The sequence below is a fragment of the Cupriavidus sp. MP-37 genome, from assembly GCF_020618415.1.
GTDB lineage: Bacteria > Pseudomonadota > Gammaproteobacteria > Burkholderiales > Burkholderiaceae > Cupriavidus.
This window is the reverse complement of record NZ_CP085344.1, coordinates 2,065,769-2,085,935: the sequence shown is the minus strand read 5'-3', so window position 1 is coordinate 2,085,935 and position 20,167 is coordinate 2,065,769. Positions and strand designations below refer to the sequence as shown.

Annotated in this window: 16 protein-coding genes, 2 pseudogenes and 1 other annotated feature; of the genes and pseudogenes, 15 read left to right on the top strand and 3 right to left on the bottom strand. The window is 62.3% G+C overall.

Annotated elements, in window-relative coordinates:
• The first annotated feature begins 38 nt into the window (after positions 1-38).
• From LIN44_RS09735 to LIN44_RS09720, 4 genes are read left to right on the top strand one after another with little or no spacing between them, the layout of a single operon-like run.
• Positions 39-1,340, top strand: coding sequence for a TolC family protein (locus LIN44_RS09735; protein WP_062799363.1), 1,302 nt, complete (start codon positions 39-41; stop codon positions 1,338-1,340).
• The gene (locus LIN44_RS09730) at positions 1,337-2,878 is read left to right on the top strand and encodes an efflux RND transporter periplasmic adaptor subunit (protein WP_062799361.1); all 1,542 of its coding nucleotides are present in this window, start codon (positions 1,337-1,339) and stop codon (positions 2,876-2,878) included. The genes LIN44_RS09735 and LIN44_RS09730 overlap by 4 nt, the downstream gene beginning before the upstream one ends.
• On the top strand, positions 2,875-6,045 hold the full coding sequence (locus tag LIN44_RS09725) for an efflux RND transporter permease subunit (RefSeq protein ID WP_062799358.1): 3,171 nt from the start codon (positions 2,875-2,877) through the stop codon (positions 6,043-6,045). Before LIN44_RS09730 ends, LIN44_RS09725 begins: the two co-directional genes overlap by 4 nt.
• A complete protein-coding gene (locus tag LIN44_RS09720) occupies positions 6,042-6,395 on the top strand; it encodes a copper-binding protein (RefSeq protein ID WP_053821791.1) in 354 nt (117 codons plus the stop codon). Before LIN44_RS09725 ends, LIN44_RS09720 begins: the two co-directional genes overlap by 4 nt.
• A 399-nt stretch (positions 6,396-6,794) precedes the next feature.
• On the opposite strand, the gene LIN44_RS09715 is transcribed toward LIN44_RS09720, so the two are convergent.
• Positions 6,795-7,691, bottom strand: a complete 897-nt coding sequence (locus LIN44_RS09715) for a sterol desaturase family protein (RefSeq protein WP_082371464.1) — start codon at positions 7,689-7,691, stop codon at positions 6,795-6,797.
• Positions 7,692-7,851: 160 nt separating this feature from the next.
• On the opposite strand from LIN44_RS09715, the gene LIN44_RS09710 reads away from it, so the two are divergent.
• The 9 genes and pseudogenes from LIN44_RS09710 to LIN44_RS27635 all read left to right on the top strand — a co-directional run bounded on the left by LIN44_RS09710 (position 7,852) and on the right by LIN44_RS27635 (position 16,305).
• Positions 7,852-8,484: a cation transporter gene (locus LIN44_RS09710; protein ID WP_053821792.1), complete on the top strand. Its 633-nt coding sequence runs from the start codon at positions 7,852-7,854 to the stop codon at positions 8,482-8,484.
• 186 nt (positions 8,485-8,670) lie between these two features.
• Positions 8,671-11,598, top strand: a complete 2,928-nt coding sequence (locus tag LIN44_RS09705) for a heavy metal translocating P-type ATPase (RefSeq protein ID WP_053821793.1) — start codon at positions 8,671-8,673, stop codon at positions 11,596-11,598.
• Positions 11,588-12,082 (top strand): signal peptidase II, encoded by a 495-nt coding sequence (lspA, locus tag LIN44_RS09700; protein ID WP_053821794.1) that lies wholly within the window; start codon positions 11,588-11,590, stop codon positions 12,080-12,082. Before LIN44_RS09705 ends, lspA begins: the two co-directional genes overlap by 11 nt.
• The gene (locus LIN44_RS09695; RefSeq protein WP_082371465.1) at positions 12,039-12,902 is read left to right on the top strand and encodes an AraC family transcriptional regulator; all 864 of its coding nucleotides are present in this window, start codon (positions 12,039-12,041) and stop codon (positions 12,900-12,902) included. Before lspA ends, LIN44_RS09695 begins: the two co-directional genes overlap by 44 nt.
• Positions 12,899-13,324, top strand: coding sequence for a Cd(II)/Pb(II)-responsive transcriptional regulator (gene cadR, locus LIN44_RS09690; protein WP_053821795.1), 426 nt, complete (start codon positions 12,899-12,901; stop codon positions 13,322-13,324). The genes LIN44_RS09695 and cadR overlap by 4 nt, the downstream gene beginning before the upstream one ends.
• Positions 13,325-14,004: 680 nt before the next feature.
• A pseudogene (locus tag LIN44_RS09685) lies at positions 14,005-14,382 on the top strand (OmpH family outer membrane protein); the annotation flags it as partial.
• A 40-nt stretch (positions 14,383-14,422) separates the two neighbouring features.
• Positions 14,423-15,672, top strand: a protein-coding gene (locus LIN44_RS09680; protein WP_085960508.1) for an IS3-like element ISRme15 family transposase whose coding sequence is annotated in 2 segments (ribosomal slippage) — positions 14,423-14,717 and positions 14,717-15,672 — 1,251 coding nt in all. Because the reading frame shifts where the segments join, the coding sequence is not laid out codon by codon here.
• Positions 14,716-14,832, top strand: a sequence feature (AL1L pseudoknot). (Overlaps the previous gene by 117 nt.)
• A 44-nt stretch (positions 15,673-15,716) precedes the next feature.
• The gene (locus LIN44_RS09675; RefSeq protein ID WP_370641555.1) at positions 15,717-15,857 is read left to right on the top strand and encodes an OmpH family outer membrane protein; all 141 of its coding nucleotides are present in this window, start codon (positions 15,717-15,719) and stop codon (positions 15,855-15,857) included.
• 235 nt (positions 15,858-16,092) lie between these two features.
• On the top strand, positions 16,093-16,305 hold the full coding sequence (locus LIN44_RS27635) for a heavy metal-associated domain-containing protein (RefSeq protein WP_115737193.1): 213 nt from the start codon (positions 16,093-16,095) through the stop codon (positions 16,303-16,305).
• A gap of 44 nt (positions 16,306-16,349) precedes the next feature.
• Here the strand turns inward: LIN44_RS27635 and LIN44_RS09670 are convergent, their stop codons facing one another.
• On the bottom strand, positions 16,350-16,829 hold the full coding sequence (locus LIN44_RS09670) for an MAPEG family protein (protein ID WP_115737192.1): 480 nt from the start codon (positions 16,827-16,829) through the stop codon (positions 16,350-16,352).
• A gap of 46 nt (positions 16,830-16,875) precedes the next feature.
• Positions 16,876-17,301 (bottom strand): phosphatase PAP2 family protein, encoded by a 426-nt coding sequence (locus tag LIN44_RS09665; protein WP_370641645.1) that lies wholly within the window; start codon positions 17,299-17,301, stop codon positions 16,876-16,878.
• A gap of 564 nt (positions 17,302-17,865) precedes the next feature.
• On the opposite strand from LIN44_RS09665, the gene LIN44_RS09660 reads away from it, so the two are divergent.
• Positions 17,866-19,791, top strand: a complete 1,926-nt coding sequence (locus LIN44_RS09660) for a cytochrome c/FTR1 family iron permease (RefSeq protein ID WP_053823089.1) — start codon at positions 17,866-17,868, stop codon at positions 19,789-19,791.
• A gap of 182 nt (positions 19,792-19,973) precedes the next feature.
• Positions 19,974-20,150 (top strand): annotated as a pseudogene (locus tag LIN44_RS09655) (DoxX family membrane protein); the annotation flags it as partial.
• Positions 20,151-20,167 lie beyond the last annotated feature (17 nt).

Sequence of the window (20,167 nt, the reverse complement as noted above, 5' to 3'; positions counted from 1 at the left end):
GCTAGACTCGGGTAGCTGTCGTCGTTCACGGAGGCTTTATGCTTTTTCCTCGTCGCCTGACGCTGGCGCTGCTTTGCGCGCCTGCCTTCAGCATGGCGGTGTCGCATGCCGCGGCTGCGCAATCTGCCCCTTCTCTTTCCCTCGAGGAGACCGTCGCGCTCGCGACCACTCACGCCGGCGATGCCGAATCCTCGCGAGGCGCCGTCGAGGCAGCCGTGCAAATGGCGGTTTCCGCCGGCCAATTGCCGGACCCGGTGCTCAAACTTGGACTCAACAACGTCCCCGTGACCGGGCCGGACCAGTTCTCGCTCACGCGGGATTTCATGACCATGCGGTCCATCAGCGTGATGCAGGAATTCACGCGCTCGGACAAGCGCCGCGCCAAGGCGGCGCGCTTTGAAGCCGAGGCGACTGCCGCCGAGGCGCAGCGCGCGGTCGGACTGGCCAACGTGCAACGGAATGCCGTCGGTGCCTGGCTCGATCGGTGGTATGCCGAGCAGACCGGTGTCCTGCTAGGCCATCACGGCCATCCCCTGGACCTGGCGCTCCAGGCGGCGACCGCCGCCTATCGCAGCGGGCGTGGCACGCGTGCGGATGTCTTGGCGATGGAGCTGGAAGTCCAGAAGCTGCATGACCGCCTCGACGAAAACCGGGCCGCCGTAGCCACCGCCATGCTTAATCTGCAGCGCTGGGTCGGGCCTGCGGCTAACCGCACACTGTCGCAGCGCCCGCCGCTCGACGTACCCCAGAGCATTCAGCAACTGGCGAAAGACGAATTCGACGCGGTTCCCGAGATCGCGGCGGCACGGCGCGACGTGGCCCTGGCCGAGTCGGAGATCCAGGTGGCAACGGAGGCCAGGACACCAGATGTGACGGTCGAGCTGATGTACAGCCAGCGCGGCCCAGCCTTCTCCAACATGGGGTCGATCAACGTCAGCTTCCCGGTGCCCTGGGACCGGGGCAATCGCCAAGACCGCGACGTCGCTGCCCGGCTGGCACAGGCCAATGAAGCGCGTGCCAAGTCCGAAATCATCCGGCGCAATACCCAGGCCATGGTAGGCGCCAAACTTGCCGAGCTGCAGCGCAACCTTGAGCGGCTCCAACGCTACGACGAGAAGACCTTACCGCTCGCCAATCAGCAGGCGGAGGCAGCGCTCACGGCATACCGGGCCAATACCGGATCGCTGCTTGCCGTCGCCGAGGCCAACCATCGCGCCATCGACACAGCGGTGGAGCGGCTGACGCTGGAGGCCAGGACGGCAAAGCTGTGGGCCGACTTGACCTTCCTGATCCCGCTGCCTACCGCGCAGACCGAGCCAGCCACCAAGGAACGCAAATGAAGAAACCAGTCATTGCCGCGGTCGCCGGCGTCGTTGTCATCGGTGCCGCCCTCTATGGCGCCTACCACCTCGGCGTCATGCGCGGCACACAATCTGCGCAGACGGCCGCGCCAGGCGCGGCGTCTGCGCTCAAAGCAGGCGACACCGATCCGAACACTGGCAAGAAGATCCTGTACTGGCACGATCCGATGGTACCCGGCCAGCGTTTCGACAAGCCAGGCAAGTCCCCTTTCATGGACATGCAGCTCGTGCCCGTTTATGCGGATGGGGATGCCGGAGGCAGCGGAGGCAGCGGCGTCACGGTCGACAGCCGTGTCGCGCAGAATTTGGGCATCCGCACGACTGAGGTCAAGGCGAGCCGGATGAGCGCCGTGCTCGAGGCACCTGGCAATGTCGCCATTGACGAGCGCAGTGTCCAGGTGATCCAGGCGCGGACGAATGCCTTCGTCCAGCACGTAGCGGTCAAAGCGACCCTCGACCCGGTCCGGCGCGGCCAAGCACTGGTGACGCTGTACTCGCCCGATTGGGTGGCCGCGCAAGAGGAATATCTTGCCGTGTCCCGCATGGCCGCGGGTGGCCAATCCGACCTGCGCAGCGCGGCCAAGGCCCGCATGCTGCAGGCTGGCATGACCCCCGGCCAGGTCAGCACCGTCGAATCATCCGGCAAGCTCCAGCCTACTCTTGGCATTGTGAGCCCCGTCGACGGCCTTGTGACAGAGGTTGCGGTCCGGGAGGGCATGACTGTGTCTCCTGGCATGACCCTGTTTCGCCTGGCCGACCTGAGCCAGGTCTGGGTGATTGCCGAGGTACCGGAGGGACAAGCCCACGCCATCGCTCCGGGCCGGGCGGTCAAGGTGTCGCCGACCGGCGCAACCGAGTCAATCGTTGGCAAGGTCGATACCGTCCTGCCCGATGTCAATCCGGCCACGCGAACCATCAAGGTGCGCATTGTCCTGCCCAACAAGGGCAGGCACCTGTTGCCGGGGATGTTCGTGACGGTCCGGTTTGACAGCGGTGATCAGAAGGAATTGCTGATGATTCCGCTGGAGTCCGTCATCCGCACCGGCCAGCGCAGCATCGTCATGGTCGATGCGGGCAAGGCCGGCTTTGTGGCAACCGAAGTCAAGACCGGGCGCGAGGCCGCCGGCATGGTCGAGGTGCTGGACGGGCTGAAAGCGGGGCAGAAAGTGGTCACCTCCGGGCAGTTCCTCATCGATTCGGAAGCCAGCTTGCGTGGCACGGCCGAACGCATGAGCGCCACGACAGCGGCTTCCGCGCCGGCTGCGGCTGCGCCCGAGCACGAGGGCGTCGGGCGCATCGAGGCCGTGACGCGCGAAGGCCTGACCATCTCGCACGGGCCGATTCCCTCGGCACAGTGGGGCGCGATGACCATGGATTTCGCCGCGCCGCCTGCCGGCCTGCCGAAGGGGCTCAAGACCGGCGACCGCATCCGGTTCCGCTTCCACCTGGACAAGGATGGCCTGGCGATCCTGTCCGCAGTCGAGCCGGCCGGCACCACCCAGGGGGCCAAGCCATGATCGCCCGGCTCATTCTTGCTTCCATCCGCAACCGTTTCCTGGTCCTGCTGGTCACGGTCATGCTGACCGCCTGGGGACTGTGGGCCGTGCGCAGCACGCCGCTCGACGCGTTGCCGGACTTGTCCGATGTGCAAGTGATCATCCGCACGCCGTTTCCCGGCCAGGCGCCACAGATTGTCGAGAACCAGGTCACCTATCCACTGACCACGACCATGCTGTCGGTCCCGGGCGCCAAGACCGTACGCGGCTACTCGTTCTTCGGTGACTCGTTTGTCTATGTGCTATTCGAGGACGGCACCGACCTGTATTGGGCGCGCTCCCGCGTGCTGGAATATCTGAACCAGGTGCAATCCCGCCTGCCCGGCGCCGCCAAGCCGGCGCTGGGGCCGGACGCCACCGGCGTCGGCTGGATCTACGAGTACACGCTGGTGGACAAGACCGGCCAGCACGACCTCAGTCAACTGCGTGCGCTCCAGGACTGGTTCTTGCGCTTCGAGCTGAAATCGCTGCCCAATGTTGCCGAGGTCGCGTCCCTCGGCGGCATGGTGAAGCAGTTCCAGGTCGTCCTGATGCCGGACCGGCTACGCGCCTACAACCTGTCGCAGGGCAAGGTGCTTACGGCGCTCAAGGGCGCCAACCAGGAAACCGGCGGCTCGGTGCTGGAATTGGGCGAGGCGGAGTACATGGTCCGGGCCAGCGGCTACCTGAAGACGCTCGATGATTTCCGGCAGATCCCGCTGGTGACCAGCGACGCCGGCATCCCGGTGCGGCTGGGCGATGTCGCCACCGTCCAGCTTGGTCCCGAGATGCGGCGCGGCATCGCCGAGCTCGACGGCCAGGGAGAGGTCGCCGGCGGTGTCATCGTGATGCGCTCGGGCAAGAACGCGCTGGAAACCATCGAAGCGGTCAAAGCCAAACTCGCCACGCTGCAGAAGAGCCTGCCGGCAGGCGTCCAGATCGTCACCACGTACGATCGCTCCGCCCTGATCAACCGGGCGGTGGAAAACCTGACCCACAAGCTGATCGAAGAGTTTATCGTCGTCGCGGTGGTCTGCCTGGTTTTCCTGTTCCACCTGCGCTCCGCGCTGGTTGCCATCGTTTCATTGCCGCTGGGTGTGCTGGCCGCGTTTCTGGTCATGCGATACCAGGGTGTCAATGCCAACATCATGTCGCTGGGCGGCATCGCCATTGCCATCGGCGCCATGGTCGATGCCGCGGTCGTCATGATCGAGAACGCGCACAAGCATCTCGAGCATTGGCATGCGGATAAGCCCGGCCTGGATCTCACCGGCCATGAACGCTGGAGCGTGATCGGCGAGTCGGCGGCTGAGGTTGGACCGGCGCTGTTCTTCTCGCTGCTGATCATCACGCTGTCATTCATTCCGGTGTTCACGCTGGAGGCGCAGGAGGGCCGACTGTTTTCGCCGCTGGCCTTTACCAAGACCTACTCCATGGCCGCGGCGGCGGGCCTCTCCGTCACCCTGGTGCCGGTCCTGATGGGCTACATGATCCGTGGCAGGATCCCCACGGAGCAGTCCAATCCCCTCAGTCGGTGGCTGATTCGCGCCTATCAGCCAGTGTTGGCCAAGGTGCTCACCTACCCGAAGACCACTGTAGCGATCGCGGCAATTCTGCTCGTCGCGACCGCCTGGCCGATCATGCGAATTGGCGGCGAGTTCATGCCGCCTCTCGATGAGGGTGACCTACTCTACATGCCGTCGGCGCTCCCGGGGCTGTCCACCGGCAAGGCAGCGCAGTTGCTGCAGCAGACCGACCGCCTAATCAAGACCGTTCCCGAGGTAGCCACCGTGTTTGGCAAGGCCGGCCGCGCCGACACGGCGACCGACCCGGCGCCCATCGAGATGTTCGAAACCACCATCCAGTTCAAGCCGCGCGACCAGTGGCGTTCCGGCATGACGACGGACAAGCTGGTGGAGGAGCTCGACCGCGTGGTGAAGGTGCCCGGCCTGTCCAATATCTGGGTGCCGCCGATCCGCAACCGCATCGACATGCTCGCCACCGGCATCAAGAGCCCGGTCGGCATTAAGGTGGCGGGCACCGACCTGAAGGAAATTGACCGACTGGCCACGAGGATCGAGGATGCTGTCAAGGCGGTGCCGGGCGTCACCTCTGCACTCGCCGAACGCCTGTCCGGCGGGCGCTACGTCGATGTCGACATAGACCGGATGGCCGCCGGGCGATATGGGCTCAACATCGAGGATGTCCAGAGCATCGTGTCCTCGGCCATCGGTGGCGACAACGTCGGGGAAGTGGTCGACGGGCTGGCGCGCTTTCCGATCAATGTGCGTTATCCACGGGACTACCGCGACTCGGTGGAACAACTGCGCAGCCTGCCCATTGTCACCGACCGTGGCCAGCATATCACGCTGTCCGACGTGGCGCGCCTCCAGGTGGTGCAAGGACCGCCGATGCTGCGCAGCGAAAACGCCCGCCTGTCGGGCTGGGTGTACGTCGATATTCGCGGACGTGACCTGCGTTCGGCCGTCCAGGACATGCAGGCCGCCGTGGCCAAGGCGGTCCCGATGCCAGCGGGCTATTCCCTCAGTTGGTCGGGTCAGTTCGAGTATCTGGAGCGGGCCACCGCGAAGCTGAAGGTGGTGGTGCCGTTCACGCTGCTGATCATCTTCGTGTTGCTGTACCTGGTGTTCGGCCGTCTCGATGAAGCGCTACTGATCATGGGCACGCTGCCGCTGGCGCTCATCGGCGGATTCTGGCTGCTTTACTTGCTGGGCTACAACCTTTCGGTAGCGGGGGTTGTCGGCTTTATCGCCCTTGCCGGCGTGGCAGCCGAGTTCGGCGTCATCATGCTGCTCTACCTGAAGCAAGCCTGGAGCGAACGCGAGGGCCGAGGCGAAACCAGCGTGTCCGCATTGCTGGACGCCATTCAGGAAGGGGCAGTGCTGCGGGTCCGCCCCAAGGCCATGACCGTCGCTGTCATTCTTGCCGGCCTGATTCCCATCATGTGGTCGCATGGCACCGGCTCGGAGGTCATGCAGCGCATTGCGGCTCCGATGGTTGGCGGCATGGTCACCGCGCCATTGCTTTCCCTGTTTGTTGTGCCGGCGGTGTACTTGCTGATACGCAGACGGCAGGCCGAATCTGTCTCACTTTCCACCCACCCCTCACTCCCGGAGGAATCACAATGAAATACGTCAAAACTCTTGCCATCATGGCTGCTCTCGCTGCCACACCGGCTGCGTTCGCGGCAGGGTCGATGGACGGCATGGATATGAAGGGCATGGACATGAAGCCGTCAGCCGAAACGAAGCAGGCCCCCCACCCGGTTGCGGCAGAGGTAAAGAAGATCGATGCGAAGGCAGGGAAAGTTACCCTCAAGCACGGCCCGATCGAAAATCTCGGCATGTCCGCCATGACCATGGCGTTCCCGGTCAAGGATCGCGCTTCGTTGAAGGACTTCAAGGAAGGTGATGCGGTTACCGCCGTATTCGACACGGTCGACGGCAAGCCGACAGTCGTGGACATGCAGCGCAAGTAAAACTCAGGCGGCACCACCGCTCGCATCGGGGCAGTGTGCCGCCTGCCATGGCCAAAATCCTCCGTCACGCCGCTTCGGTAGACCTCCGAATGGCGTCGTCGGGATCGAAACCGCTTTCCATGAACGTTCGGCCACAGTGAGCCGCCCACCCTTCGACCTGCCACGTGAAGTCATCGTTGTCATCGTGTTTGCCGTGGCGTTCACGGTGTGTGCTACAGGTTCGCTTGCCTGGCATTTTCGTCGCCAGATGCGCATCAAGCGCGGCCTCGAGAATGACAGATCAGGTTCGTCCACGCGACGTCGCATAACTTCAAGACGGCGCAAATAGTCCTGTCAGATCCCACCTGAGCATTCATGCTGGATGCAGCTTGCGAGCCGGTTTCACCAACGAGAGCGGCTTTAGACATCAGCATCGCGGCCCTGCGAGACGTCTTCGGTGGCCAGACGAACTTGCGGATCCGGTCGTTCAAACGGATAAATCAGTTGCTCGCCGTAGCGGTGCGGCACCGGGTCGCCTTCGATGCCGATTGCGCCCAGTGGCGCCTGCGGTTGATAGAAGGTACCGAAGAGGTGGTCCCATACCAGCCAGAACTCCCCGAAATTGACCTGCGCGTCCGCGAAGCGCTCCCGATGGTGCCAGCGATGGAGTTCTGCCACGCCTAACATATACCGCACCGGCCCCAGGCTATAGTCCAGGTTGGCATGCTGGAATGCCAGATGGACCGCCAGGATTGCGAACCAGCCGGCCACTACCTCGGCCGGCGCGCCTAGTATGCCCAGGACCAGTAAGCCCGGACCCGCCATCAGGGCTGCATGCAGCGGGTGGCGGCGTTCCCCGTTTAGCCAGTAGAGCCGCCGCGACGAATGATGAATGCTGTGCAGCCGCCACAGAAAGCCGTAGTGGTGGCTGAGCCGATGGACGGCATACAGCGACAGGTCCAGTGGCGCCCCTGCGAGTAATACCTGCAACAAGTATGGCCATTCCGCAGGCCACCATAGCTTGGGCCAACCCGTTCCTTCCCGCAGCACCACGAACCCCAGCACGGCACCGTGCATCACGGCCAAATTCACAACGGCATGGGCGACATCCGCCGGAAAGTCGAGATCCCGCTTTTGCCACCGTGCATCGAACGGGACAATGCGCTCCAGCCAAGCAACAAGAAATAGCCCGGCGGCGGCCCACAACGCCAGCCAAGCCAGCGGCGTGCCGTGGGATGGGGCGACCGAAACCCCTGTGATTACCAGGGCCATGATGGTCGGATAGGCGCCGTACCGCACCACAGAACGCGCTGTCATTGCGACTCCAGAGTTCAATTTCCTCCAGTTTCTCCAAGCGACAGACAGCTAGCTTGAATAAACATGCTGTGTGCGGGCGACGTCTTGACTCTATAGCAGGTACGGGGTGTGAAATTACTCAGATCTTCTGTGGAAACAGGCGGGTTAACAAAGGAGTTGCATGAACGACCACTTCCCCGACAAAGAACGCCTTGACCTCGACGCGAGTCAGGCGGCCGACCGCCGGATTCTGTGGCTGGTACTACTGATTAATGTCAGCCAATGTCTGGCAGGTATGGGCGTGGGCCTTTGGGCGGCGTCCACGGCGGTGCTTGGTGCGGCTCTGGACAACCTTGCCGACGCGTTGGTGTATGGCGTCAGCCTGTACGCCGTCGGCCGATCGCGAGCCATCAAGGTGCGGGCAGCGCGGCTATCGGGGTGGCTTTTGATTGGGCTGGCCCTGATGCTATGCGTGGAAGTCCTGCGCCGGTTCTTTGGCGGCGAGGCGCCATTGGGGCCGGCGATGATGGTCATGGCAGCGATCAATGCGGCGCTGAACATTATTTGCTTGCGCTTACTGAAACGCCACCGCGGGGAAGACGTCAACTTCAAGGCTTCCGCCATATTCACCAGCAACGACTCGATTGTGAATCTGGCCATTGTGTTGTCCGGAGCGCTCGTGATGTGGTCGGGCTCCAACCTGCCAGACCTGGTTCTGGGTCTGGTGGTATCTGCGATCGCCGCTAACGGAGGTCGTGAAATCCTGGTTGACGCGACAGAACATGAGGAAAAGGCCCGTTCCGAGGCAACTTAACCTCCGACCAGGAGGCAGAGCCCTTGACTCTGTATCTACTTTAGGGTGTGAAATTCTGACATATACAGAAAGAGGCGAATGATGAAACTCGACCAAGCCCATGCCGAAAGTGATGCGAGATCAACTCAAGAAAGGAAGAAGGCGGAGGACCTGAACGGCGCGACATCCGTCTTCCGCATTCCCAACATGGATTGCCGCAACGAAGAAGCGGCAATCCGTGCACGGCTTGCCAAATTGCCAGCGGTAGAGTCCCTTTCGTTCGACCTTCCCCAGCGCCGCCTCACCGTCCGGCATGGGCTACCGAACCCGGGGCCGTTGCTGGAGGCCCTCCATGAGATCGGCATGCAAGCATCGATGGAGGACGACGGCGAAGCCGCGGGCAACGCCGCTTGCGGATCCGCGTGCGCTGGATCCTGCGCCGGCAGCCAGAGCGCTGCGTTAGAAGAGTCAAAAGACACATTCACGATTCCAAACATGGATTGCCGCTCCGAAGAGGCGGCGATCCGCGCGCGGCTGGAGCCGTTGGCCGGCGTCCGGTCGCTCGAGTTCGACCTACCCGCACGCCAGCTGTCTGTCGTCCACACCTTGTCCTCGGTGGAACCCCTGCTGACGGCGTTGCAATCGATCGGCATGCAGGCAAGGCTGGGCGAAGACACAACTCCTCCGGGCGCGAATTGCGCAGCGACAACGGAGACTGCCTGCGGTCCCTGCGGCACGCCCCCCGTCTCCTTCGTCCCTGCAGCCACGGGCAATACCACGCAGTTCCTGATCACAAACATGGACTGCCCCACCGAGGAAGCTTTGATCCGCAAGCGCCTAGGCAAGGTGGAGGGCATCGAACGCCTCGACTTCGACCTGATGAATCGCCGACTGGAGGTGCAACACCGCCTGCCCGATCCGGCACCGGTCCTCGGCGCACTGCGCGAGATCGGCATGCATGCCACGGTCGAGCGCGAGGCAGGGGCAAGTTCCAAGGGACGAGCCACCTACTTGATCGAAAAGATGGACTGCCCGACCGAAGAGGCGCTGCTGCGCAAGGCGTTGGAAGGCATGCCGGGTGTCAGCAGCCTGCAGTTCAACCTGATGAGCCGGACCCTGACCGTCAGCCATTCGCTGAAGGACGAGGTGCCAATCACAGCGGCCATTGAGCGACTTGGCATGCAGCCGGTGCTGCGCGACCATAGTCGGCCTGCCCCCGCAGTCACGAGGGACTTTGGCACCGGCATTTCGAAGGCGGAGTGGCTGCGCATGGGGGCCGCCGGCGTGCTGGCGGTTGGCGCGGAAGTCCTCACATTCGCCGGGATGGGTGAATCGGCATGGCCGGTGGTGGCCGCGTCGCTGGCGGCCATTGCGTTGGGCGGTATCGAGACCCTGAAGAAAGGCTGGATCGCGCTGCGCACGCTGTCACTGAACATGAACCTCCTGATGACGATTGCCGTCATCGGTGCCGCTTTGATCGGCCAGTGGCCGGAAGCCGCCGTGGTGATCTGGCTGTTCGCCATCGCGGAGATGATCGAAGCGCTAAGCCTGGACCGGGCGCGCAACGCGATTCGCAAGCTGATGGACCTGGCGCCGGAAACCGCACTCGTCCGCCAGGACGACGGTCGCTGGCAAGAGGTCAAGGCCGAGACAGTGCCGCTTGGAGCCGTCGTGCGCGTTCGTCCCGGCGAACGTATCGCCTTGGATGGGGTCGTGGTGTCGGGCGCATCAGCCATCAACCAGGCGCCCATCACCGGCGAAAGCATGCCCGTGGAAAAGAACCCCGGCGACACGGTGTTCGCGGGCACGATCAATGAGCGCGGCACATTGGAATTCGAAGTGCACTCGCGCAAGGGAGAGACCACGCTCGACCGTATCGCGCGCTCGGTCCAGGAAGCCCAAGGCCAGCGCGCGCCGACGCAGCGTTTCGTTGATCGTTTCGCGAGCGTCTATACCCCCTCTGTCTTTGCGCTGGCGATCGCCATTGCCGTGATCCCGCCGCTGTTCTTTGGGGCGCCTTGGTTCGAATGGGTCTACAAGGCGCTGGTGATGCTGGTGATTGCTTGTCCCTGCGCCCTGGTGATCTCGACACCGGTGACGGTCGTCAGCGGCCTGGCTGCGGCCGCGCGGCGTGGCATCCTCGTCAAGGGTGGCCTGTACCTGGAGCAAGGGCGTCTGCTGCGCGCGGTGGCACTGGACAAGACTGGCACCCTTACGCACGGCCGCCCGGCGCTGACCGATACGGTACCGACGGGCGCGCTCTCGGAGACGGAAGTGCTGCGCATTGCCGCCAGCCTGGATGCGTTGTCCGAACATCCAGTGGCCACAGCTATCGTCAACGCCTACGGCGACAAGCCGCACGCCTCAGTGCAACGCTTCGAGGCTCTGGCTGGCCGTGGCGTCAAGGGCGACATCGACGGCCAGACCTACTACGTCGGCAACCACCGCCTGGCAAATGAGCTTGGCGTGGCCAGCGAGCAGGTCCGCAAGCTGCTGGAGAGCCTGGAAGCGCAGGCCAAGACAGCAGTGGTGCTTGCCACCGATAAGCAGGCACTGGGTGTCCTGGCAGTTGCCGACACGGTCCGGGACAGCAGCAAGCGTGCGGTAGCGGCGCTCAAGCAGTTGGGCGTAGAGCCGGTGATGCTTACCGGCGACAACCGCAAGACCGCGGAAGCGGTGGCCGCCCAGGTGGGCATCACCGACGCGCGCGGCGACCTGCTGCCGCACGACAAGTTGGCTGCGATCGCAGAGCTTGGCGCGAAGGCGCCGGTAGGCATGGTCGGGGATGGCGTCAACGATGCGCCCGCGCTGGCCAAATCGAACATCGGCTTTGCGATGGGCGCTGCTGGCACCGACACCGCGATCGAGACCGCCGACGTGGCGCTGATGCAGGACGACCTGCGCAAGCTGCCTGAGTTCATCAAGCTGTCGCGCCGGGTGGGTGGCGTGCTGAAGGCAAACATCGCCTTCGCGATCGGTACCAAGGCGGTCTTCATGGTGCTGGCCTTCACCGGCCATGCCAGCCTGTGGCTCGCGATTCTTGCCGACATGGGCGCAAGCCTGGCCGTGGTGTTCAACGGACTGCGCCTGCTGGGGACCAGCCCCTCCACTGAGAGTGACCACCATGCGGGCTGATCGCAGCATTGGCCTGGGTTTCGTATTGGCGGCCCTTATCGTGGCGATGGATATCGGGACGAAAGTAGCCATCGTGGCCTGGGTCGACTACGGTGCAAGCCTCGACTGGCTGCCCGTCCTCAACGTCGTGCATGTGCTGAACCGAGGTGCCGCCTTCAGTTTTCTGCACGGCGCGGGGGGCTGGCAGCGATATTTTTTCATTGGAATTGCCTTGGCGGCCTCCGCGTTCCTTGTGTACATGATTCGGCGTACTGGTACCACCGATACCGAGCGGATCAGCTACGGACTGATCTTGGGCGGCGCGTTGGCCAATATGATCGACCGGGTCGCACGCGGAGCGGTGGTCGACTGGATCGATCTTCATTGGGGTTCGTACCATTGGCCGGCCTTCAATGTGGCTGACATCGGCATCACACTCGGTGCTGCCTTGATCGTGTTCCATGAGCTCTTCGGCAGAATGCAGGCACGCCCAGCCCGCGGATGAACACGAAGCATCCGACAGGCAGCCGCTGCTGACCATCGGCCGCGGCTGGGCCATTTACATCGGACCGATAGAGGCCGGTCGGTTGCACCGACATCAAGCAGCTCAGTTGGCATGGAGCAAACAGGGGATGTTGCTCCTCGAAGGGGCCTGGGGCGGATTGCAGGCCCCGGGACATTTTCTTGCGGCCGGGGTGCCGCATCGTCTCGTAGCGGCCGGCCCGGTGCGCATGGTGTTTCTCGACCCGACCATGCACAGCGTTTGCCCTACTGGCCGTCGGCCCGCAGCCACGATGGCGCCGAGCCCCGTGCAGGCGGATATGCTGGAACATGAGCTGGACCGCTGGCTGCGAGGCGCAATGCCGTCTGAAACAGCGAATGTGTCACAACCTGCCACGGAGGCTTCGCGTTGGGCTGCGGTCCTCCAGTGGCTGGAAACGTCGCTGGAGGGACCCGTGCATGTCGCACATGCCGCCGACGCCGTAGGCCTGTCGTCCTCCCGTTTCATGCATTGGTTCGCGGAGGCGAGCGGACTGTCGTTCCGGGCGTACGTGCGTTGGTTGCGCCTGCAGCGTGCGGTGCGCACCCTCTCCGATGGTTGTACGCTCACCGAGGCTGCTCATCTCGCCGGCTTCGCCGACAGCGCGCACCTGACGCGCACCTTCGTGTCCACATTCGGAGTCCGGCCAGCGCCGCTGCGTGGCGCTCGGATTGTCTGTACGGCACAGTCCAAACCTCCATTCACACTGCACGGACTTGAATTTGTCGACACCATCCGGCATGGAGGGCGTCAGACAGGAGCCCAACAAAGGGGAAAAGCATGAAGATCGGCAAACTTGCTCAAACCGCCGGCACCACGGTGGAGACTATTCGCTTCTACGAGCATGAAGGCTTACTGCCGGCGCCGGCTCGTTCCTCTGGAAACTACCGACTCTACGCTTCCCAGCACCTTGAGCGGTTGGCGTTCATCCGCCATTGCCGCTCGTTGGACATGACCCTGAACGAGATTCGGTCCTTGCTGCGTCTCAAGGATGCGCCCCACGAGGACTGTGGAGAGGTCAACGTCCTGCTAGAAGGCCACATTCGACACGTGGCGCGCCGCATACAAGAGTTGATGGCATTGGAACGTGACCTGAAGCAATTGCGCAGTCAATGCGGTCTGTCGCGAGAGGCCAAGGACTGCGGCATTCTGGAGGGCCTTACGAAAACAGCCCATCAGACACCACAGCTGTTGGGAGAAGAGTAGGGACGCGGATCCCACGAAGGACTACAGGCAGATCCGCCTTCAGCGAACGCTTTCCTGTCGCCGGCGCTAAGCGGCATGTGCGCCACCCCAAACAGCGCAGGCGGAAGCGTTCCCGACGCGCAAGGCAGCCTCTGCCATAGCCCCGCAGAAAGGCACAGACTCCCAAGTGCGCCTCCCAAGCCGCCAAAACGTCTGCCGGGAAATGCATGCCTGCGACCAGACGCGACCAGCCAACAAGGTCCACGCCAGTTTGGGCTAGCCCCTTCTAGTGCTTCATCTAGCACTGTGTAGCTGCCATAGGGTCAAGGAAAACGCTACGCGTTTGCCGAACTTTTCTCCTGAAGTGCGGCGCGGGTGCTTTGTTCGTAGCAGGCGGCATATATGCGTGCAGCCTTGTCTTGACCCTGTAGCCACTACATGGTGTCAAATCGCACCGACATATCAGCTGACAGGCTGCCAATGAGAGGCGCTGGGCTAAAGGCGACCGGCCATATCATTGGGGCATGCCTCGGCACTGTTCTATAACCTGCCGAGCGCGGGATCCAAGCCGACCGATCCAATGTGCTGCAACATCTTCGATTTCACTACACTCGAGCCCATGAATTTCTGCATGCCAAACGCCACTCCGAGAAGTAACCGGTAACCGCCATACACTCACAAAAGGTACGGCTCCGTCGCTCATGCAAACGCCAACCCCACATCCGAAAACTCTGATAGCGGCGGCGCTGTCCGCCGCCATGCTGTGCGCGGTAGGACCGGTGCTAGCGCAGCCAGCGCGCATTGCCGTAGTCAATTCCGAACTTATTCTGCCGGACTCGTTGCCAGCCAAGCAGGCCCACAACAGGCTTGCACAGGAGTTTTCCACGCGCGACCGTGAACTGCAGGACATGGACCGGAAGACCAGGGCCTTGGCTGACAAGCTCGAGAAGGAAGCGGCCGTGCTCACAGATCTTGACCATCAGCGCCGCCAGCACGAAGTGGCCGAGCTGACCCACGAATTCCAGCGCAAGCAGCGTGGATTCCGAGAGGACTTGCAACAGCGCCGCAACGAGGAACTGAATCGCCCCGGGTTTTGCGGAGGCTCTCACTCTTGAGAGAATGCGAGCCATGAGCAAGAACAACGCAAACAAGTTTTCCCCGGAAGTGCGCGAGCGCGCCGTGCGCCTGGTGCAGGAGTCGCGCGGCGAGTACCCGTCGCTGTGGGTGGCGGTCGAGTCCATCGCGCCCAAGATCGGCTGCTCGGCGCAGACGCTGCTGACCTGGGTCAAGCGCCACGAAGTCGACAGCGGACAGCGCGAAGGCGTCACCACCAGCGAGCGAGAACGCATCAAGGAGTTGGAGCGGGAGAACCGAGAGCTGCGCCGCGCCAACGACATCCTGCGCACTGCCAGCGCTTTTTTCGCGCAGGCGGAGCTCGACCGCAAGCTGAAGTCGTAAACACCTACATCGACCGGCACCGGGAGGTTTACGGGGTCGAGCCGATCTGCAAGGTGTTGCAGGTTGCCTCGTCGGCCTATCGGCGCCATGCCGCACGGCTGCGTGATCCGTCACGGCGCAGCGACCGTGCGCGTCGTGATGAACGGCTCATGCCGCAAGTCCAGCGAGTGTGGCAGGAGAACCATCGCGTCTACGGCGCCGACAAGGTCTGGCGGCAACTGAACCGCGAGGGCGTGACGGTTGCCCGCTGCACGGTCGAGCGATTGATGCGCGCCCAGGGACTGCAAGGTGTGCGGCGCGGCAAGCGGCTGCGAACGACCATCGCTGACGACGCCGCCAGTCGCCCGGTGGATCGCGTCAACCGGCAGTTCCGGGCCGACCGTCCCAATCAGCTCTGGGTCTCGGACTTCACCTACGTCTCGACATGGCAGGGTTGGCTGTACGTGGCCTTCGTCGTCGACGTCTACGCCAGGCGCATCGTCGGCTGGCGCGTGAGCAAATCCATGACGACGGACTTCGTGCTCGATGCGCTGGAGCAGGCCCTATACGCTCGCCAGCCTGGCAACGACGGTTCTCTGACCCACCACTCCGATAGGGGATCGCAGTACGTCAGCATCCGCTATAGCGAACGCCTGGCCGAAGCCGGCATCGAGCCGTCGGTCGGCAGCCGTGGCGACAGTTACGACAACGCCTTGGCCGAGACGATCAATGGCTTGTACAAGGCCGAGCTGATCCATCGCCGCGCGCCTTGGAAAACCAGGGAATCCGTCGAACTGGCAACACTGGAATGGGTCGCTTGGTTCAACCATAAGCGCCTGCACTCATCCATCGGCTATATCCCGCCCGCCGAGGCTGAGGCAAACTACTACAACCAACTCGGCAAAACCGCCGACGAGGCCGTTTTACTTTAACCAAACAGCCTCCGCGAAAACCGGGGCGATTCAAACTGGCACGGGTGCAAGAGCGCGCCCAGCAGGCGATTCGCCAGCTTGCCGAGCAGCGCGGGTACGACCTTGTCATACAGGCAGTCTATGTGAATCCGCGCATTGACATCACTGAAGACGTCATGAAAGCGCTGGACGCCAGCAGCAAGTAGGAAACCTTCATGGGAGGTCGCAGCAGGCTGCGCGGAGATGCTTGGCCCCGCTCTGTAGGTAATTCATGTTCACTCACGCGATGTGACCCTTCAAGGCATAGAAGCATCATCCACTTTGTCTGACATGGTGCAATGCTGGGTTCATTCCATCGAGGCCGGCTGAGGTCCCTGCGGCACTGCCATCTCGCTCGTCCCTGCAGCCACGGGCAACACCACGCAGTTCCTGATCACCAACATGGACTGCCCCACCGAGGAAGCCCTGATTCGCAAGCGCCTGGGCAAGGTGGAGGGGATAGAACGACTCGACTTTGACCTGATGAACCGCCGGCTGGAGGTGCAATACCGTCTACCAAATCCGTTACGGCATGCATGCCACGGTCGAACGCGAGGCAGGGGCCTGATCTGTCCGATGAAACGGCCCCCCTCCTTCAGCGCCCCGAGAGAATGAGAGCCACCGCAAGCGTGTAGGCACCACAACGGTCGAAATCCCAGTCATCGCCATCCCAAAAGCCGACCGGTAGGATGCCGCGCATAGCCAACCGCGAACGTGATACGACCGAGCAGATACAAGCTCACCAGAATCGGCATCAGCCTAAGTTCGGCGCCATACAGCACTGTCGCAAGAATCAAATGCGCGCCTACCGCCAGTACGGTCTGTTCGAGCGAGTTCTGTAGCACCGCCACGCGCAGCTCAATAGCGGGACTAGGACGCGAAAACGCCGAGCCCTGGATATCGGCTTGCGATAAAAAGCGTCCCTTGCTTACGGCTCTCACGCAATCTGCTAACCATAGGAAAACAGGGAGATCGGCCTTGAGCGCAAACGCGACACGGTCGCCAATACCAAGCTGTCCATCGAGGCCGAACAGAGCGGGGGGAAGCCAGATATAACCCGCGCCAAGAACTACCGCGCAAACTAAGCAGGCAAGCATCGAATCGCGTACGATGCGACGTTGTTGCAGACTCCATGGCATGGTTGCACTCCTCGCCTGTTACCCCGGCACGACGATCCTTGGTACGTTAAGCAGCCCCCTTCAATAACCGGCTCGAAAGAGCCAAACTGCCGAGCGCTACTAACCAGCCCGCCAAGACGTCCGCCGGGAAGTGCATCCCTGTGGCCAAACGTGACCAGCCGACTAGCGCGACATAGGTAAGTAGAGCCGGTCGCCAGTGGGCGCGGACCATTGGCCATAACCCACCAGCAACCAGAGCGGCGTACGTGGAATGTCCACTCGGAAGACTGTAGTGCGTCTCAATTGAACCGATTGAATGCCACAGGTGACCGAACACGGCAGCCGGCCGCGGGAAATCGAAGAGAAACTTTGATGCTCCAACTACAGCAAATGCCATACCGAATGCGACTACAAATCGTGCCAAGTGAGCCTGTAGCTCCAACGAACGATCTACATCCGAGGTTGTTCTTGACCAGACCCAAAAGCCTCCCATGACAACAGGCGCGGTCCAATAGTTGCCCAATAGGTAGCTAAACAGCTTGGCCAAAGGCAAGAACATTGCCGGCGTGCCTTCATTGACCAGTAGGAAGATCTCTCGATTCCAGCCGCTCCAGTCGTAGAGAACAAGTGCCCAACTCATCGGATCACCATCCTCCGCCCCTCGCATCCCACCATACGGTAAGGACTCGCGATATGGGAGCGTTGGGTTCTATTGTTCGCAATCGTGCGAACGCCTGAAAGCCGAGGCGGAGGGTCGCCCGAAGTTGTGCGCACCTCACGTAAGCGCATTGCACCCTCCCGCATCTTGCACGCGGCTGCACTTGGCTCGACCCCATACGAGCAATCCGCCGGAAGTCCCCATCGGTTTGTGTTGCGCTGACTCAAAGTAGGTCGCCAGTATTGACTAACGTTGTTATTTCTACGCCCTCTAGCGGCTATAGAGTCAAGCGCGATTCCCCATACTTCCATCACCAAGATGGGTCGCTCGCGCAAACGATATGAATTACAATCATTCGCATTTGTCCGCGAAAACTGCCGCCCGCCCGGCGTGTTCCTCATGCAAGCCCTGCGCATCCTCTCCCTCGTTCTAGTCTCCTTGGCGCTATCCGTCTCGACGGCTTTGGCCGAGCCTCTATCCACGCAAGACAAGGCCAAGCAAGTCTGGCAATTGCTGGACTACCTTGCCGTTGACTATGGCGGTTCAGTCAACGATGGCCGCATCACCAATGAGGCTGAATATGCCGAGATGCAAGAGTTCGCGCAGACGGTCGCGCGACAGCTAGGCGAATTGCCGCCAGGACCCGCCTCCGAACAACTAGGCAAGGAAGCTGGCGCATTGCGTTTGTCCATCGCAGCGAAGGCCTCGCCAGAAACTGTCGCCGAACTGGCTCGGAAGTTGGCCAGCGGCGTCCTCACAGCCTATCCGGTTCCTATGGCACCAAGCAAGGCGCCTGATTTGCAGAACGGGGCGAAGCTCTATCAAAGCCATTGTGCGTCCTGCCACGGCGTATCCGGTAACGCGGACGGCCCCCTCGCAGCGAAACTCAACCCGCCCCCGATTGCGCTGGCCGACCACGCGCGCGCGCAGGAACGCAGCGTCTTTGCCTTGCAACAGATCATCACGCGCGGCGTGGAGGGAACATCGATGCCGGGCTTTGCCCATCTCTCCGAAGACGACCGATGGGCTCTGGCCTATTTTGCTTCGACGCTGTCTTATTCAGATACTGACCGCCAGGCGGGCGCCAAGCTTTGGACTGCTGAACCGGGGCTGCGCGCGGCGGTTCCCACGCTCGACAAGCTTAGCCAGACCTCGGAGGCGGCACTTGCTAAATTCGTGGGTGCACAGACCTCTCGTGATGGTCTTGCATACCTGCGAAGCTCACCGGACGTACTGGCCGCATCGACCACCGATAGTCTCTCAATCGCCAAGGAAAAGCTGAAGGAAAGTGTCACTGCGCTTGACAAGGGAGACACGCGGGCCGCATCGCAACTGGCTTTGTCCGCATATCTTGATGGGTTCGAACCAGTTGAGCCTGCGTTGGCTGCCAAGAACCAGGCTCTCTTCCTGGACATCGAGAAGACGATGGGACTCTATCGAAATGCCGTCGCGAATGGCCAGGCAGAGCGCGCGCATGACATCGCAGCGCAACTGCAGTCAAGGCTGGACGAGGCGCAGGAAGCGCTCGCAGGCGCCAATGACGCATTCTCGACCTTCCTTGGCGCCTTTACGATCCTGCTTCGTGAAGGGCTTGAAGCGCTGTTGGTAGTCGTAGCCATGCTGGCGTTCCTCAAGAAGGCCAATCGCACTGACGTCCTTCCCTACGTTCACGCGGGTTGGGTCACTGCGCTGGGAGCCGGTGGATTGACGTGGGCGGTAGCTACCTACGTCGTTGATCTGAGCGGCGCTAGTCGCGAAATGACCGAAGGCTTCTCCGCGGTCTTCGCGGCGGTCGTCCTACTCGGCGTCGGCATGTGGATGCACCAGAAGAGTCTGGCGGGACGCTGGCAATCGTACGTGAAGGAAAAGCTGTCGTCGGCATTGAACAGGAAATCGGCGTTTATGCTCTTCCTGCTATCGTTCGTCACGGTCTACCGGGAAGTATTTGAGACCGTGCTCTTCTACGCGGCCCTGTGGTCCGATGGCAACGGTGCCTACATGCTCGCGGGACTCGGTTGCGGTATTGCTGTGCTGGCAGTGATTGCGTTTCTGCTCCTGCGATCGACGGCGCGTTTGCCGATTCGACAATTTTTCGCGTTCAGCTCCGCCTTGGTTGGCGTGCTTGCCGTGGTCCTGATTGGCAAGGGCGTGGCGGCACTGCAGAAAGTTGGCCTGTTGCAAGTGACGCCGCTCTCTATGCCGCGTATCGATGTCTTGGGCGTTTACCCCTCTGTGCAAACCATTGCCGCGCAAGTGGCTATTCTCCTCATCATCGTTGCCAGCGTGACCTATAACTTGCGATCGCAACGTACCGCGAGGGTGTGAGCCCCTGTCAGGCGCGAAGCTTTGTTCGTCGACCATTTCAAAGTCAGCGATTTGGCCCAAATGTGGCGGACTTTTTGCGACTACCTTCCATTCGCGGCAGGATCGATGGACGGCATGGACATGTAGGGCTGCCAAGGATGTCACGCAACTGTCGTGCTGTGCGGGCTGAGAAAAAGCCAACCTTCTGGAACTCGGCGATCGCCAAGCTGGCCAATTGGAATGCCGCCCTCGACCTGTTCCGCGAGGACTACCGGGTGCCGCTGGTGCCCTCGGAGTCTGCGGCCTGCCTGGCGGTGTCAATCGAGCTGACCGCCCCAGCTTTGCTGTTGCTGGGACTGGCGACCCGCGCCGTGGCGATGCGACAAGGCAACGCGCG